Raw genomic sequence first — 15,726 nt, forward strand, 5'->3', positions numbered from 1 at the left:
ACCGGCTTTGCTGTTGTCCTATGCACAATCGTGAACAATCTTGCGTGGCCGCGTGATCAACGCTGCCACGCCAAGCGCAGAAGACCAGACCATGTCCGACCATTCCCACCTCAATGCCGAAATCCGCGACATGCTCATGGACTGCGGCCTGTTCGACACCTTGCAGGCCAGCGAATTTGCTGCCGCTGCCGGCTATTTCAGCCTGAGCAACATGAGCGCCGGCGAGACTATCTTTGCCGAGGGCGACGCCGGCACGTTCATGTGCATTCTGCACCGCGGCCAGGTTTCGGTGCGCAAGACCGACAGCAGTGGCCAGGCCGTCGAAATCGCCGTATTGCGCCGTGGCGCCTTTGGCGAAATGGCGGTGCTCGACGGCGAGCGGCGCTCGGCCAGTTGCGTGGCCGCCAGCGAATGCCAGCTGCTGACGCTGGGCAAGGATTCGCTGGAGAAGATGCTCAACGAAGCGCCGCGGATTGCTGCGCGGATCATTCGCGCACTCGCCGTGGCGCTGTCCAAACGCCTGCGCATGCAGGATGGCCAGCGCCTGGCGCAGGTCTAGTCGTCTTTGCCCTGCGGCCTGGGCGCGTCCTGCTGCAAGCCGGGCAGCGGCTCGTCCCGGCGCGGGCTAGGCAGCGGCATCGGTGGCAACAGCGGCCCACCGGGTTGATTGTCGTAGGCTTTGGGTGGCGCGCTCGGGGTGATCTGCGGATACGGCGTGGGCGTGGCGGTACCCGGAGCACCGGGCACCGGCGTAGTAATGCGCGGCTGTTGCCCGGCAGCGTCAGCCAGCGGCGCGGCGAGCAGGATCAGTGCGCTGAGGATCGCGTGGAGCATCGGCAACCTCCTGTCGAAAATTCATCTACAGGCTACGCCCATCTGCGGGTTTTTGCCTGTCCGCCTGGCCTGTAACCACGCTAGACTCAACGCCATAACCGTCATCAGCCTGATTACAAGAAAGGTCACACCATGAGTTCCACCCTCTCCGCCACCGCTCGCCTGGACCGCATCATCGCCGACGCCAAGCGCGACAAGGAAATGGGCTACCGCGACAAGGCCCTGAAGATGTACCCGCACGTCTGCGGCCGCTGCGCCCGTGAGTTCGCCGGCAAGCGCCTGAGCGAACTGACCGTGCACCACCGCGACCACAACCACGACAACAACCCCCAGGACGGCTCCAACTGGGAGCTGTTGTGCCTGTACTGCCACGACAACGAGCACTCGCGCTACACCGATCAGCAGTACTTCAGCGAAGGCTCGACGGCCACCCCGAGCATCGCCAAGGCTACCCACAACCCGTTCGCCGGGCTGGCCGGTCTGCTCAAGAAAGACTGAGCCCACAGCGCCCGGGCAACCCCGTATAATCGCGTTTTTTTTGCGAAGGGCCCCGGCACGTGGCGAACAAACGGTACAGTTGCATCGGCCTGTTCAACCCCAAGTCTGCAGAGAACGTCGGTTCGGTGATGCGCGCTGCGGGTTGTTACGGCGTCAGTTCGGTGTTCTACACCGGCAAGCGGTATGAGCGCGCGCGTGATTTCGTCACCGACACCAAGCGGGTGCATTACGACATTCCGCTGATCGGCATCGACGACCTGCAACGCATCATCCCGCTGGGCTGCACGCCGGTGGCGGTGGAGCTGGTCGACGGCGCCCGCCCCCTGCCTGAATACACCCACCCTGATCGCGCCATCTATATCTTCGGCCCGGAAGACGGCAGCCTCGACGAGAACGTGCGCGCCTGGTGCGAAGAAACCATCTATATCCCCACCGAAGGCTGCATGAACCTTGCGGCAACCGTCAACGTGGTGCTTTACGACCGCCTGGCCAAGGGCCTGAACACCCGCTCGGGGCCTAAATTCAAGTAACAGGCAGGCCGCTGGGCATATGAAATGAACGGCGCGACAACCGCCAGGGTCAGTTATTTACCAACCTACCTGGAGGCTCTGCTCATGCTTGATCTAGATTCCAATGCCCATACCGAGGAAAAGAACGTGCATGGCTGGGAACGCGCCAGTTCCTTGGCCGGTGGCGCCCTCATGATCAGCAAAGGTATGCGCCATGGCGGCGTGATCGGCCTGCTGCAGGTTGCCGTTGGCGGCCTGGCGCTGGCACGCGGGGTCAAGGGCCGTTGTGCGACCAAGGCCTGGTGGCTGCGTCATCGTCAGGAATACCAGCGTCTGAAGGGTGACATTGACCGTGGCGCCGCCGAGCTGGAAGTGCTTCGCGCCAGTGCCGACGCTGCTACCCGCGGCGTAACCGTAACCGGTGACGACCCCGTCCATACCCCGAAGCTGTAACACCGCGCCCTTTGTAGGAGCGGCCTTGTGTCGCGATAGGGCTGCGCAGCGGCCCCTCGATCTGTCGTTTGACGCTAGGTTGCCGGGGTCGCTATGCGACCCTTTCGCGACACAAGGCCGCTCCTACACCAACTGCGTGCAAGCAGGGCTAGCGTAGCAATTTGCTCTGAAGCACGTCTGAGCTGCGCCCAAGCACGCTCTCGCTGATCTGGATGAACTCTGCAGTATTCACACTCGGCATGCGCATCAACGCCTGGGTGACGTCGTCCAGTGAGCGTTTATTCTGAGTGTGCAGGCGGATCTCCCGATCCAATGCCTGCAACACCTGCACGCCTCGCGCGATCTGCCCGGCGTTAGCCTGCCTGGCCACCAGCCGAGTGACCTTGGCGCCCTGTTTGTGCAGGCGTGCCTGCCAGGCATCATAGCGATCATCACTGATGCCGCCGGCCCGGCGTAGCAGTTCGGTGGCGTAGTAGTCCGTCAGGCTTTCACTGATCCAGTCGCTGTCATCGCGCACCTTGATCTGCGCAAACAGCTGGACCAGCTCACGCAGCAGTGGGCTGCTGCCGTTCTCGCTGATCAAGGCGCGGTTGCTGTGGATGAACAATGAGTTGTGCTCGCCAAGCACGCCCCGCCACATCTGATCGCGTGCGCCAACCAGCAACAACTTGGGCGGATTGCGCGGGAACACCGCTTGCAACTGAGGCCAGACGAACGTCAGCAACGTCAGCGTGTCCATCCGGCGCATGCCCTGCCCTTGCGGCGCGGCCACGGTGACGTCGGTTTCGCCCAGGCGCGCGCGGCGGCTGCCGAGGTTACCGGCGAGCATCCAGCCAGTCGGCCGATCGAACAGGCGCGAGACATCATCGATACGAAACTTGTGCTGGCCGATCCGCGGCCAGGCGGTTTCCACGCTCTTCCAGCCGGGCGGCAGCTCGACTGCCAGGCGCGCTACCAACTCGGTGCCGTCCTGTTGATCAAGACGTGCAGGCGGCACCAACTGATCGCCACGGAACACCGCCCAATGCGCGGTCATGCGGCTCTCGAAGGCACCCCCTGATGCAGCACTGTCGAGCCGGACGCGGTAACTGAGGCTGGTCTTGCCCGCAGCCGGGCGCCACACGCCACGCTCACCCTGCTGTGACCACTGGCCATCGGCCTGAAAACCGCTGTAGGCATTGGCCTTGCCCAAGGCAAAATCCAGGCTACGCACCGCGCTGCCATCAGCCAGGGTCAGGCGTACTTCGGCCTGGCCACTGTTGGGCAGCAGGCGCACCTGGTAATCCAGATCGACCTTCTTGGCCCAGGCTGGCGAGCAAGCCGCCAGCGCCAGAACAAGCAGCAAAGGGCAACGCATAGACAAACTCCTTGTTCGGCACAGGCCAATCACCGCGGCGCTCAGCCGGCGCGGAAAATCAAATGGTCTTCCCAGTCGTCTTCAGCCACATCGTTCTCGCTGAGCATGCGCCCGGACTGCGAAATACGTTGCTCATGCACCTGACTGCGGTCGCCACAGACCAGATGATGCCAGGCGGGCAGGTCCTTGCCTTCGCTGACCAGCCGATAGCCACAGGTCGGCGGCAACCATTTGAACTGATCGGCCTTGCCCGGGGTGAGCTGGATGCAGTCGGGCACGTGTTTGAAGCGATTAGGGTAGTCGCTGCACTGGCAACTGTTCAGATCGAGCAGTTTGCAGGCAATGCGGGTGTAGTAGACGCTGTTGTCGTCCTCGTCCTCGAGTTTCTGCAGGCAGCACATGCCGCAGCCATCGCAGAGTGATTCCCACTCTTGCGGGTCGAGTTGATCGAGCGTCTTGCGCTGCCAGAAGGGCGCAGTCTGGGCCATCATCACACGGTTTCTCGCAGTTGTTCTTGGGCCGCAGCAGGCGGCGGCGCCAGTCTAGAGCCTGGCCTTGGGCAAAGCCAGACCGCTTGTCAGGGGTGTCCAGACGCAGTAGCGTGCCGGCTTCCCCTTGTGTCTTGCAGGAGCTGTCATGAGCGCCAACCCACGCGTTGCCGATTACGCCATCAACGAGCAGTTCATCAATCGCTGGTCGCCCCGCGCATTCAACCCCGAGCCGATCAGCGAAGAAACCCTGCTGAGCTTCTTCGAAGCGGCGCGCTGGGCGCCTTCGGCCTATAACTCGCAGCCGTGGCGGTTCCTTTATGCCCGTCGCGACACGCCAAACTGGCAGCGCTACCTGGAGCTGCTGGTGCCGTTCAACCGCAGCTGGGCCCAGCACGCCTCGGCGCTGGTGCTGGTGATTTCCAAGACCAGCTTTATCGCACCCGGTGCCAGCGAAGAGTCGCCAGCATTGTGGCACGCATTTGATACCGGTTCGGCCTGGGGCCACCTGGCGCTGCAAGCGAGCCTCAGCGGTTGGCACACCCACGGCATGGCCGGCTTTGACCAGGCGATGGCCCGCGAACAACTGAAGATCCCCGAAGGCTATGAGCTGCAGGCGATGGTCGCGATCGGCAAGCTGGGCGACAAGGCCACGCTCGCCGAAGGCCTGCAGGCCCGTGAAGTACCTAGCCCGCGCAAGCCACTGGCCGAGCTGGCTGCAGAAGGCGATTTCAGCCTCTGATCTACCGCAGCGCGAGGCGACGCTTGCTCCAGACGCCCCGCGCTACACATCAATAACCGCGCTGGAAATCCACCTCGCCGCGCAGTGCCTGCCCCGCTAAATAGTCCCGCAGATTCTCGACAAACAAACGCACCATCGCCGTAGGCGAGGTCGGCGCGGAGCTGTGCCCGGTCAGCAGTAAACCCCACGCCGTCCAGAACGGATGTTGTTGCGGCAGCGGCTCCTGCCGGCATACGTCGATCACGGCGCCGGCCAGATGACCTTCCTTCAACGCTGCGACCAGGTCGGCGTCCACCACCGAAACACCGCGACCAGCGTTGATCAAAAGCGCACTGGGCTTGAAGCGTTTGAACAGCGCGGCGTTATACAGGTCATGGGTGGCCGGGGTATCAGGCAACAGGTTGATTACGTAATCAGCCTGCTCGACTCGCTGTGGCAATTGATCGAGCCCAGCCACTTCAACAAACGGCGCCTGCTGACGCGCGCTGCTGGCAACGCCGTACAGGGTCACACCAAATGGCACGAGAAACTCCGCCACACGCTGGCCGATATCGCCCGTGCCAACGATCAGCACCTGGCGCCCTTGCAGGCTGTGCCCAGGGCGTTCATCCCAGCGCCGCTCGACCTGGCTGACCAGGCGCGACAACACCTCGCGCTCGTGGCCAAGCATGTAGGTCAGCATGTATTCGGCCATGACCTGGCCAAAGATGCCCACAGCGCGGGTCAGGCGGTAGTCACGCGTCAGGCCGTCGGCCAGCAGCGGGGTAATCCCCGCCCAGGTCGACTGCGCCCATTCTGGCTTATGGCCTTGGCGCAGCAGGGTCGCCAGCAGGTCTGGCTGACCCAGCCACACCGGGCATTGCGGCGCCAATAGCGCCAGCTCGGCGGAGTTACCGCTGGTCAGCACTTCAAGGTCGGGGGCGGCAGCGGCCAGCAGGCCGGCATAGTTGGCATGATCCTGTTCAGCGATCAGAACGCGCATCTCAAAAGACAACCTTGGCAGATAACGGAAAACGGCCCGAGTAGCGGGCCGCTTGGGCAAACGATGGGCAGCGCGGGCCTATCAGACCGGGTCGTTGCGGCGCAGCAGCTCTTCAGGCAGGTGCTCGATGTACTCGTCTTCGAGCGGCGGCATCTGCAGGTGGTAGCCCTGGGCCTCGAGGTTGTTCAGCACCTGTTCGATGTCTTCCCGGGCCAGCTTGCGCTCCGGCGACAGCACCAGGTCGAAGGCGTGAATCGGCGTACCGAAGGCCGGCAGCAAACCTGCTGGGACCCGCTCCAGGCCGTCAGCCTTGAGCACGTAAAGGTACATTTCGTTTTTGCGCGGGCTCTTGTAGATCGAGCAGATGCGTTTCATGAGGATTCTCCGAGCGCGGCCAGATCATCCAGCAGCGCCTGGCCCATCCGCTCGCGACGCCAGCCGCGCAGCGAATCGGGCAGTTGATAGGGCCCATTGGGGTAGCCGCTCTTGAGCAGCGCCTCGAGGGTTTTCTTGCGCAGCATCAGCTCCGGGGCGATGCCCAGCCGCTCGCCTTCGGCCTGGCCGATGGCGCGCAGGCGCTTGAGGATGGCCGAGGCTTCGATCGGCAATGGCTCAGGCAGCGCTGGCGGATACTGCTCAGCCGGCACACTGCCGGCCTGCTTGATCAATTGCAGGAGGAACTCGCCGTCCTGACGCAGGGTGCGCGGGTGCATGTCATCGATCTTAGCCAGGGCCGAGAGGCTGTCTGGCTGGGTCTTGGCGATCGGCCACAGCGAATGCTCACGCAGCACGCGGTTGCGCGGCAGGTCGCGGCGGCGCGCTTCAAGCTCGCGCCAGGCCGACAGCTCACGCAGGACTGCCAGCTGCTGACGCGACAGCTTCCAGGCCAGCTTGACCTCACGGTAAAGCAGCTGCGGCTCGATTTCACGGCGCATCTGCGCAACCAGTTCGGCGCCGTCTTCCAGCACCCAGGCGTACTTGTCATCGGACAGCCGCGGGCGCAGCGCGGAGAACAGCTCGGCGAGGTGCACGGCGTCTTCGGCGGCGTAGCTGACCTGGGTTTCCGACAGAGGCCGCTGCAGCCAGTCAGAGCGGGTTTCGCCCTTGGGTAGATCGAGCCCGAGCACGTCCTGCACCAGGCGCGAGTAACCCATCGAGAAACCGATGTTGAGGTAACCTGCGGCCAACTGGGTGTCGAACAACGGCTGTGGCAGCTTGCCGGTCAGGCGCAGGAGAACTTCAAGGTCCTCACTGCAGGCATGCACCACTTTGACCACTTGCGGGTCTTCGAGCAGGTCAGCCAAAGGCTGCCAGTCACGAACGCGCAACGGGTCGATAAGAAAGGCTTTTTGACCGTCGCCAACCTGCAGCAGCCCGGCCTTGGGGTAGAAGGTGTCTACCCGCATGAATTCGGTGTCGAGCGCTACGAAGGGCAATTCGCGCCAGGTCCGGCAGTGCTCGGCCAGGCTCTGGTCGTCACAGATCCAGTGTATTTCGTTGGCCACGAGGCTCTCCCACAAACAGTGGCGCGCAGTATATACGCCGTGGGCCGCGCACGCGAAACATGGCGACCATCGCCCGGCGCTTCTGTCAGCGGCCAGCCGCCAGCCACGGCCGGCAGCCGGCGAACAAGTCCAGTGATTGCTGGTAGACCGCGCTGTGCACCTGCAGCAGGCCGAGCATCGAGTGGAACAGGTTGTCCTGGCTCAGCGGGGCATCACGCAGGCGCGCCAGGCAGTCGTTGTCGAGGCCAAAGTCCTGCCGGTAACTGTCGGAGAACCACGCCAGCATCGGCACATGGCGTTGCTGCTCGGGCGCCAGCATGTACGGCGTGCCATGCAGATAGAGGTTGTACTCACCCAGCGATTCGCCGTGGTCGGACAGGTACAGCATGGCGGTGTCGACGTTGTCCTGACGGCTGCGCAGCAGGTCGATCAGCGAGGCCAGCACGTGGTCGGTGTAACCCAGGGTGTTGTCGTAGCTATTGATGATTGCCTGCTGATCGCACTGGTTCAGGGCGTTGCTGTGGCACACCGGGGTGAATCGCTCGAACGCTTGCGGATAACGCTTGTAGTAATCAGGGCCGTGGCTACCCATCTGGTGCAGGACCAGCACGGTGTCCTGGTCGAGGCTGTCGAGCAGTTCGGCCAGGCCTTGCAGGAGGATTTCGTCGTGGCACTCGCCGCCGGCACACAGGGCGGGGTCCTTGAGGTTGCTGACGTCGACGAACTGCACGCGGTCGCAGGTACCCTTGCAGCCTGATTGATTGTCACGCCACTGCACCGTCAGGCCGGCGCGCTGGAGCATGTCCAGCAGCCCCTCCCGGTTACGGGCGACGCTGGCATCGTAGTCCTTGCGCGGCATGCCGGAGAACATGCACGGCACCGAGACAGCGGTTTCGGTGCCGCACGAATGCACATCGGTGAAGCCCAGCAGGCCGTCTTCCTTGCTCAGGCGCGGGGTGGTATCGCGGCTATAACCGAGCACGCCAAAGTTTTCCGCGCGGGCGCTTTCACCCACTACCAACACCGTCAGCGACTTGCGCTTGTGCTGCTGCCAGGCAGCGGCATCGCGGCGGGCGTCTTCGCCGTAGCGCTGAAACGGCGCGGCCGCACTGCCCAACCGCTCGCTGGCATAGCCAAACGAGGCGCCAACAACGTTGCTTGGGGTGAGCATCAGGCGGATTTCGTGGTGGTTGCGAAACAGCGAAGACAGGCCCTGATAGTTAGCCAGGGCCACCGCGCCCAACGCCACCGTACAGGCCCCCCCGACCAGCAGTTTGCCGAACACTTCGCGGTGCCACGGGCGATAGGCGATCGGCGCCTTCCACACCAGTGCGGCCGGCAGCAAACCCAGCAGCACGATATAGCCGATGAACTTCAACGAGAGCAGATCACGCACTTCGCTGATGTTGGTCTCGGCAACGTTGCGGAACATGCCTGCATCAATCAGCACACCGTACTGATTCATGAAGTAAGCCACTGCCGCACCGCTGACAAACAGCACCATCAAGACCGGCTTCAACACATACTTGAAGGCAATCAAGGTCAACACCAGGTTGAACGCAAACAGCATCAGCAGGGCAAACGCCAGCATCAGCCAAAGCCCCGTCAACCCTGGCGGCACCACCGCCTGGAGGTGACTCCAGAGCAGGCTGTTGAAGCCAATCAACAGGTACAGGCTGGCCAGTAACGTGACCCATTCGGTCCGCAGATTGTCGAGTTTCAGCATGGTCTTCGCTATCGAGTTTGATGTTGGCCCAGGCGCGACTCAGCGCGTGGCAATTCGAAGCGGATTGTGGGAAGCAGACCATCGTTTTTTTGTGAAAAACCCGCCAACAAACTCTGACATCCAGCAACAATTACACGTGTTTACCTTTCATTCAGCCGACGTTCAGCCAACCGCTGCCAGACCACCCCCACCCACGTCTTTGGCAAACGCGGCTATCCTCAAGATTCTGCACCAGTGTCCAACCCCTGACGGAGGTGAAGAAATGCCCGTACCGCATGATCTGTTCGCAGACCTCAGCATCCAGCCTGACGACTTTCACGCACTGAGCGCCAAGGACCCGGAGCTGCTCAAGCTACACAAGGCTTACCAAGCCAAGGACAAAGAGGTGGACGTCGCTGAACGCACCGCCGCCACCGATGACACCGTCACGCTATTGCGCAAGGAGCGGCTGCTGATCAAGGACAAGATCGAACGAATCATTCATCCAGCCAAGTCCTGACCCGGCTGCAACAACTGTAAAACCGCCATCGCGGGGCAAGCCTGCGATGGCGATCAACAAAGCCTCAGACTGCGGCGCTGGCCTGCAAGGCGCCTTGCAGATCATCGATCAGATCGCGGCAGTCCTCGATCCCCAGCGACAGCCGCAACAGGCCCTCGGTAATCCCCATCACGCCTTTCTGCTCTGGGCTCAACGAGTTGTGCGACATGCTCCAGGAATGGTTGATCATGCTCTCGACGCCGCCCAGCGAATCGGCCAGGACAAAGATCGACAGCGCGTCGACAAAGCGCTTGAGCGCCTCGCGATCACCCTTCACCTGCAAGGTCACCACCGCGCCGCCCGTGCGCATCTGGCGCTTGCACAGCTCATGCTGCGGGTGACTGGGCAGACCTGGATAGAACACCTTGTCGACCAGCGGATGGCTCTCGAGGAACTGCGCCACCCGCAGGGCATTGGCACTTTGGCGCTCCATGCGCACGTCCAGCGTCTTCAGTCCGCGCAGGGCCAGGTAGCAATCGAACGGCCCCTGCACGGCACCGACGGCCATGCTGATCTTGCGCAGGCGCGCCAGCAACTCGGCGTTGGCCGCCACCACGACTCCGCCGGTGAGGTCGGAGTGGCCACCGATGTACTTGCTCGCCGAGTGCATCACCAGGTCCACGCCGAGGGTGATCGGCTGCTGATTCCACGGCGAGCAGAAGGTGTTGTCGATGCAGGTGAGGATATTGCGGGCACGGGCCAGGCTGCACACTGCTTCGATATCGACCAGGTGCAGCAGCGGATTGGTCGGCGACTCGATCCAGATCAGCTGCGTGTCCGGGCGAATCGCCGCTGCCAGGGCGTCCAGGTCATTCAGGTCGACATACGTGGTGGTCAGCCCGGAGGTGCGGCTGCGGTAGTCTTCGAGCAGGCGGAAGGTGCCGCCGTAGACGCCGTTCATCACCACCACGTGAGCGTTCTTGTCGAGCAACTCGAGCACTGTCGAAGTGGCGCTGACGCCGGAAGCACAGGCGACCGCACCTAGCCCTTCTTCCAACGCCGCAACGCAGCTCTCGTAGGCATGCCGGGTCGGATTGGCAACGCGGCTGTAGGCGTACTCGGGGTTATCGTCGAGGCCGCGCTTGATGTACGAGCTGGCGGTGTAGATCGGCGGGAAGATGGCGTTGTCGGCAACGCTGAATTGCTCGCCAGCGTGAATGGTACGCGTGGCGAAGTTGCGCGGTTTGTCGGACATGATCGGGCCCAGTGACTGGTAGAAGGCGGGGTTGATGGCCGTCACTATCGCATATCCGCCGCGATTGGCCGAGCGCAGGCGGATGCGCGCGATACCCCGGCCCCAGCATTCTATTCGTGCTCGTTAACGGCTAGTCTGGAGCATATTTTTCTCGGCAAGGCGACGCACCGGCATGGACAGTTTCGACCAGCACATCCTCACCCTGCTCCAACGCGACGCCTCCACCTCGCTCAAGGAGCTGGCCGAAGCGGTCAACCTCACCACCACCCCATGCTGGAAGCGGGTCAAGCGCCTGCAGGATGATGGCTACATTCTCGGCCGCGTCGCACTGCTTGATCCGCAACGCCTGGGCCTGGGTCTGACCGTGTTCGTCCAGCTCAAGACCCAGCGCCACGACAATGCCTGGCTCGAGCAATTTGCCGCCACTGTCAGCGGCTTCGAGGAGGTCATGGAGTTCTACCGCATGTCTGGCGATTGGGATTACATGCTGCGGGTGGTGGTCAGCGATATTGCCGCCTACGACCGCTTCTACAAGAAGCTGATCACCCGCACCGATGGCCTGTCTAACATCACCTCCAGCTTTGCCATGGAACAGATGAAGTACACCACGGCCTATCCGGTGCATCGCTGATGCGTCGATCAATTGGTTTGAACGGCTGATAGAGCGCGCCGATCAACCGAGTGGACAAAGCAATTTGACGGCGTCGGGTACAGGTTATAGCTTGGACTCACTGCCCTGCGGCCAACCGGCCGACCCTCCTTAGACGCGAGCGCGATTGTGGAACCCAACGGCCAGGCCCTGATCGACGGCTACAACCGAAAAATCGACTACCTGCGGATGTCGGTCACCGACCGCTGTGATTTTCGTTGTGTCTATTGCATGGCCGAAGACATGCAGTTCTTGCCGCGCCAACAGATTCTCAGCCTTGAAGAGCTGTATCAGGTGGCCGAACGCTTCGTCGCCCTCGGCACGCGCAAGATCCGCCTGACCGGCGGCGAGCCACTGGTGCGTCAGGGCATCGTCGACCTATGTCGGCGCATTGCCGCCCTGCCCGGCCTGCGTGAACTGTGCATGACCAGTAACGGCTCGCAGCTCGACCGGCTGGCGCAGCCGCTGTTCGACGCCGGCCTCAGCCGCCTCAATATCAGCCTCGACAGCCTCGACCCGGAGCGCTTTCGCCAGCTGACCCGCACCGGCGATCTGGCCCAGGTCATCGCCGGCATCGACGCCGCGCGCCGCGCCGGCTTCAAGCGGATCAAGCTCAACTGCGTGGTGCTCAAGGGTCGCAACGATGACGAACTGGTCGATCTGGTGCGCTTTGCCATCGACCGTGAGCTGGACATCACCTTCATCGAAGAGATGCCGCTGGGCGTGATCAGCGAGCATCAGCGCGGCGAGTCGTTCTATTCCAGCGATGACGTGCGCGACCGCCTCGCGGCGCACTTCAGCCTGATCGAATCTGCCGAATCATCGCAGGGCCCGGCGCGCTACTGGCGCCTGGCCGAGGCTGCGCAGACGCGGGTCGGCTTCATCTCGCCGCACAGCCACAACTTCTGCGCCACCTGCAACCGTGTCCGCCTGACCGTCGAGGGCCGCTTGCTGCTGTGCCTGGGCAACGAGCATTCGCTGGACCTGAAACAGGTGCTGCGTGCGCACCCAGGCGACGCCGAGCGCCTCGAGCATGCCATCCGCGAAGCGGTGCAGCTCAAGCCTTACCGCCACCACTTCGAAGTAGGCGGCGAGGTGCAGATCCTGCGCTTCATGAACATGACTGGCGGCTGACCCAACCGCCTCTGGATTCCCATGATCGTCCATTCCCGGCCCGATGTGCTGCGTGTGCTGTTCACCCTGAAAGGCTCGATCGTCAAGCGCATTGCCTGGCGCTGCCTGCTGGTTACCTTGCTGGCGGCGTTGATCGTGCTGGTCGAGCGGCATTATCCAGAGATGTTCTCGCCGGTCAGCGCCACGCCTTTCACCTTGCTCGGCCTGTCGCTGTCGATCTTCATGAGTTTTCGCAACACGGCCTGTTATGACCGCTGGTGGGAGGGCCGCAAGGCCTGGGGGCGGATGCTCATCGAGGTGCGCTCGTTCGTGCGCGAGAGCGTGGCGATTGCCGACCCCGAGCTGCGCCGCGAGGTGCTGCGCAGCCTGTGCGGCTTTGCCCATGCTTTGAACGCTGGATTGCGCGGTGAGGATGCCCTCGGCGCGGCGCAGCCGTGGCTGAACCCGGCGCATTCACTCAGCCCGCACAACGTCTGCGACGGCATCCTGCGTAACATCGGCCAGCGCTGCTCGGAGCTGGCGCAGACGCAACAGATCAGCGAATGGCGCTACGCCCTGCTCGAACAGCGTCTGGTTGGCCTGGCCGAAGTGCAGGCGACCTGTGAACGGATCAAGGGCACGCCGCTACCCTTCCCTTACACCCTGCTGTTGCACCGGACCATCTATATCTTCTGCCTGCTGCTGCCGTTCGCCCTGGCAGAACCTTTGGGCTGGCTGGCGCCGCTGTTCACCACCATCGTCAGCTACACGTTCTTTGGCCTGGATGCGATCGGCAACGAGCTGGAAGATCCGTTCGGCCGCGACGAAAACGACCTGCCCACCGACTCACTGGTGCGCACCCTGGAGCGCGACGTGCTTGCGGCGCTTGGCCACGAGCCGTTGCCGCCGGCGCTGATGCCGGTCGATCACGTGCTCAGCTGAACCGGGCGGCGGCGACTAAACAATGGCTAGCCCCGCTCAACTTGGTTAAGGTCAACGCATTCCGATTGCGCAGGCCGCCCCATGGACATCAAGCAGCTCAAGTTTCTTATCGCCCTGGACCAGACCCGGCACTTCGGTCAGGCCGCTGCGCTGTGCCATATCACCCAGCCGACCTTGTCGATGCGCCTGCGTAATCTGGAAGAAGAACTTGACCTGGTGCTGGTCGAACGTGGCCAGCGCTTCGAGGGTTTCACCGAGGCCGGCGAACGCATTCTGGCTTGGGCGCGGACACTGCTGGCCGCACATGACGGCCTGCAGGCCGAAGCGGCCAGCTGCCGCGGCCAAGTGGTCGGTAGCCTGCGCCTGGGCAGCGTGCCGTTGGCCAGTTTCAATCCAATGGCGCTGCTGGTGCCGCTGCGGGAGAAGTTTCCCGAGCTGCAGTTTCAGCTCAGCTCGAGTACCTCCGAGCAGATTGTCGATGGCCTCAGCCGCAATCAGCTCGACCTGGGGATCTGCTATCTGGATCAGGTCAACTCAAGCTTTTTCGACGTGATCGAACTGGGCACCACCACCATGGGCCTGCTGCACGACACCCGCCATTATCAGTTCGAGCAAAGCGAGCTGGCCTGGGATGAGCTGGGGGATCTGCCGTTGGGGCTGCTCAGCAAGGGCATGCACTATCGCCAGTCGCTGGACCTGAGCTTTCGCAGCCGCGGCCTTGCGCCACTGGCAGTGCTGGAAAGCGACTCGACCTTCCAGCTGATCCAGGCCATCACCAGCGGCATGTGCTGCGCAGTGATGCCGCTCAACTGCGGGCTGGAGGATTTGAGCGAACACATGCGCATCACCCCCATCACCGAGGCCAGCGTGCTCAGCCCGGTCGGCCTGCTGCTGCGCCGCAGCGAGCCGAGGTCGGCGATTGCCGAGCAGTGCTTTAACCAGGCACGGATAGTGTTTGGCCAGTAACTGCTAGCCACAAAAAACGCGGGGCCAGTCTCGCAGCGCTGTGCTGCTCGGACTGGCCCCGCGTGGTTAACGGTGCTGGCTGGCGTTAGGGCGAGCCTTAACGATAGCGCTCGAGCCAATGCGCATACGGCGCTGGCAGGGTCCACGAGGCTTTGTCCACGCCCAACTCTTTGGCGGCGAAGTAGGCCCAGTGTGGGTCAGCCAGGTGCGCACGGCCTACCGAAACCAGATCCAGCTGACCCGCTTGCAGCGCGCCTTCAGCCAGCTGCGGCGTGCCGAAGCCCCATGCCGAAGTCACCGGCAGGCCTGCTTCGCGGCGCACGCGCTCGGCAATCGGGCCCATGAAGGCCGGGCCCCACGGGATGTTGGTGTCGGGGATGGTGAAACCAACGCTGACGCTCAACAGGTCGAGGCCACCGGCCTTGAACTGACGGGCCAGTTCGATCGACTCGACCAGGGTCTGCTCGTCGCGGCCATCATATTCCAGCACACCGAAGCGGGCGGTCAGCGGCAGATGCTCAGGCCAGACTTCACGCACGGCCGCCAGCGTTTCGAGGAGGAAGCGGCTGCGGTTTTCGAAGCTGCCGCCGTAAGCATCGGTACGCTGGTTGGAGTGCTCGGAGAAGAAGCTCTGGCCGAGGTAGCCGTGGGCGAAGTGCAGCTCGATCCACTCGAAACCGGCGTCACGGGCGCGACGCGCAGCATCGACAAAGTCTTGTTTCACCCGAGCGATGTCGTCCAGGGTCATGGCCTTTGGCACTTTCGGCAGGTTGGCGCCAAAGGCAATTGCCGACGGTGCAAGGGTGTCCCAGCCGCGGGCGTCGTCAGCGGCGATATGGTCGTCACCTTCCCATGGGCGATTGGCGCTGGCCTTGCGCCCGGCGTGGGCGATCTGGATGCCGGGTACGGAACCGGCCGCCTTGATCGCCTTCACCACCGGTACGAACGCTTCGGCGTGGGCGTCGCTCCAGATCCCGGCGCAGCCTGGGGTGATGCGTCCTTCTGGCGATACAGCAGTGGCTTCGACCACCAGCAAGGCGGCGCCGCCGCGGGCCATACCCGCCAGATGCACGTGGTGCCAGTCGTTGATCATGCCGTCTTCGGCCATGTACTGGCACATCGGTGGAATGGCAATGCGGTTGCGCAAGGTGACGTCTTTGAGGGTGTAGGGTTCGAACAATGCAGACATGAGCCAGCTCCAGCAGGTTGGGTATACGATAGTTCGATCA

Annotated in this window: 19 protein-coding genes; 10 read left to right on the forward strand and 9 right to left on the reverse strand. The window is 63.1% G+C overall.

Annotated elements, in window-relative coordinates; all coding sequences use genetic code 11:
- The first annotated feature begins 91 nt into the window (after positions 1-91).
- A complete protein-coding gene (locus M2396_RS12885; protein WP_101322960.1) occupies positions 92-559 on the forward strand; it encodes a cyclic nucleotide-binding domain-containing protein in 468 nt (155 codons plus the stop codon).
- On the opposite strand, the gene M2396_RS12890 is transcribed toward M2396_RS12885, so the two are convergent.
- On the reverse strand, positions 556-834 hold the full coding sequence (locus M2396_RS12890) for a hypothetical protein (RefSeq protein ID WP_150571485.1): 279 nt from the start codon (positions 832-834) through the stop codon (positions 556-558). The two genes, M2396_RS12885 and M2396_RS12890, sit on opposite strands and share 4 nt — an antisense overlap.
- A 132-nt stretch (positions 835-966) precedes the next feature.
- On the opposite strand from M2396_RS12890, the gene M2396_RS12895 reads away from it, so the two are divergent.
- From M2396_RS12895 to M2396_RS12905, 3 genes are all read left to right on the forward strand, one after another.
- Positions 967-1,332 carry a YajD family HNH nuclease gene (locus M2396_RS12895; protein WP_101317496.1) on the forward strand — a complete coding sequence of 122 codons (366 nt, stop codon included), beginning with the start codon at positions 967-969 and terminating at the stop codon, positions 1,330-1,332.
- A 59-nt stretch (positions 1,333-1,391) separates the two neighbouring features.
- The gene (locus M2396_RS12900) at positions 1,392-1,862 is read left to right on the forward strand and encodes an RNA methyltransferase (RefSeq protein ID WP_101317494.1); all 471 of its coding nucleotides are present in this window, start codon (positions 1,392-1,394) and stop codon (positions 1,860-1,862) included.
- A gap of 84 nt (positions 1,863-1,946) precedes the next feature.
- A complete protein-coding gene (locus tag M2396_RS12905) occupies positions 1,947-2,294 on the forward strand; it encodes a DUF2892 domain-containing protein (protein ID WP_101317492.1) in 348 nt (115 codons plus the stop codon).
- A 148-nt stretch (positions 2,295-2,442) separates the two neighbouring features.
- On the opposite strand, the gene M2396_RS12910 is transcribed toward M2396_RS12905, so the two are convergent.
- Together M2396_RS12910 and M2396_RS12915 are read right to left on the reverse strand one after the other, a co-directional pair.
- Positions 2,443-3,651 carry a hypothetical protein gene (locus tag M2396_RS12910; protein WP_150571484.1) on the reverse strand — a complete coding sequence of 403 codons (1,209 nt, stop codon included), beginning with the start codon at positions 3,649-3,651 and terminating at the stop codon, positions 2,443-2,445.
- Between the two features lie 41 nt (positions 3,652-3,692).
- Positions 3,693-4,142: a YcgN family cysteine cluster protein gene (locus tag M2396_RS12915; protein WP_103436475.1), complete on the reverse strand. Its 450-nt coding sequence runs from the start codon at positions 4,140-4,142 to the stop codon at positions 3,693-3,695.
- Positions 4,143-4,287: 145 nt separating this feature from the next.
- On the opposite strand from M2396_RS12915, the gene M2396_RS12920 reads away from it, so the two are divergent.
- Positions 4,288-4,881, forward strand: coding sequence for a nitroreductase family protein (locus M2396_RS12920; RefSeq protein ID WP_150571483.1), 594 nt, complete (start codon positions 4,288-4,290; stop codon positions 4,879-4,881).
- A 49-nt stretch (positions 4,882-4,930) separates the two neighbouring features.
- On the opposite strand, the gene M2396_RS12925 is transcribed toward M2396_RS12920, so the two are convergent.
- The 4 genes from M2396_RS12925 to M2396_RS12940 all read right to left on the reverse strand — a co-directional run bounded on the left by M2396_RS12925 (position 4,931) and on the right by M2396_RS12940 (position 9,094).
- On the reverse strand, positions 4,931-5,863 hold the full coding sequence (locus tag M2396_RS12925) for a D-2-hydroxyacid dehydrogenase (RefSeq protein WP_150571990.1): 933 nt from the start codon (positions 5,861-5,863) through the stop codon (positions 4,931-4,933).
- Positions 5,864-5,944: 81 nt separating this feature from the next.
- Positions 5,945-6,238, reverse strand: a complete 294-nt coding sequence (locus tag M2396_RS12930) for a YcgL domain-containing protein (protein WP_101317482.1) — start codon at positions 6,236-6,238, stop codon at positions 5,945-5,947.
- Complete coding sequence (gene rnd / locus M2396_RS12935; RefSeq protein ID WP_259075322.1) at positions 6,235-7,368, reverse strand: ribonuclease D; 1,134 nt, start codon at positions 7,366-7,368, stop codon at positions 6,235-6,237. Before rnd ends, M2396_RS12930 begins: the two co-directional genes overlap by 4 nt.
- 85 nt (positions 7,369-7,453) lie before the next feature.
- Positions 7,454-9,094, reverse strand: a complete 1,641-nt coding sequence (locus tag M2396_RS12940; protein ID WP_150571991.1) for a phosphoethanolamine transferase — start codon at positions 9,092-9,094, stop codon at positions 7,454-7,456.
- A gap of 262 nt (positions 9,095-9,356) precedes the next feature.
- Between M2396_RS12940 and M2396_RS12945 the strand changes: the two genes are divergently transcribed.
- Positions 9,357-9,593 (forward strand): YdcH family protein, encoded by a 237-nt coding sequence (locus tag M2396_RS12945; RefSeq protein WP_101317476.1) that lies wholly within the window; start codon positions 9,357-9,359, stop codon positions 9,591-9,593.
- A 64-nt stretch (positions 9,594-9,657) separates the two neighbouring features.
- On the opposite strand, the gene M2396_RS12950 is transcribed toward M2396_RS12945, so the two are convergent.
- The gene (locus tag M2396_RS12950) at positions 9,658-10,839 is read right to left on the reverse strand and encodes a PLP-dependent aspartate aminotransferase family protein (protein WP_150571496.1); all 1,182 of its coding nucleotides are present in this window, start codon (positions 10,837-10,839) and stop codon (positions 9,658-9,660) included.
- Between the two features lie 160 nt (positions 10,840-10,999).
- Here M2396_RS12950 and M2396_RS12955 point away from each other — a divergent pair, with 160 nt between their 5' ends.
- The 4 genes from M2396_RS12955 to M2396_RS12970 all read left to right on the forward strand — a co-directional run bounded on the left by M2396_RS12955 (position 11,000) and on the right by M2396_RS12970 (position 14,497).
- A complete protein-coding gene (locus M2396_RS12955) occupies positions 11,000-11,458 on the forward strand; it encodes an Lrp/AsnC family transcriptional regulator (protein ID WP_101317474.1) in 459 nt (152 codons plus the stop codon).
- A gap of 147 nt (positions 11,459-11,605) precedes the next feature.
- Positions 11,606-12,610, forward strand: a complete 1,005-nt coding sequence (gene moaA, locus M2396_RS12960; protein ID WP_103436467.1) for a GTP 3',8-cyclase MoaA — start codon at positions 11,606-11,608, stop codon at positions 12,608-12,610.
- A 21-nt stretch (positions 12,611-12,631) separates the two neighbouring features.
- Positions 12,632-13,531, forward strand: coding sequence for a bestrophin family protein (locus M2396_RS12965; RefSeq protein ID WP_259075326.1), 900 nt, complete (start codon positions 12,632-12,634; stop codon positions 13,529-13,531).
- An 81-nt stretch (positions 13,532-13,612) separates the two neighbouring features.
- Entirely contained in the window at positions 13,613-14,497 is an 885-nt protein-coding gene (locus tag M2396_RS12970; protein ID WP_181106050.1) for a LysR family transcriptional regulator, read from the forward strand.
- A gap of 97 nt (positions 14,498-14,594) precedes the next feature.
- On the opposite strand, the gene xenA is transcribed toward M2396_RS12970, so the two are convergent.
- Positions 14,595-15,686 carry a xenobiotic reductase XenA gene (gene xenA, locus M2396_RS12975; RefSeq protein ID WP_259075330.1) on the reverse strand — a complete coding sequence of 364 codons (1,092 nt, stop codon included), beginning with the start codon at positions 15,684-15,686 and terminating at the stop codon, positions 14,595-14,597.
- Positions 15,687-15,726 lie beyond the last annotated feature (40 nt).

This window comes from Pseudomonas sp. BIGb0278 (assembly GCF_024809895.1).
Lineage (GTDB): Bacteria > Pseudomonadota > Gammaproteobacteria > Pseudomonadales > Pseudomonadaceae > Aquipseudomonas > Aquipseudomonas shirazensis.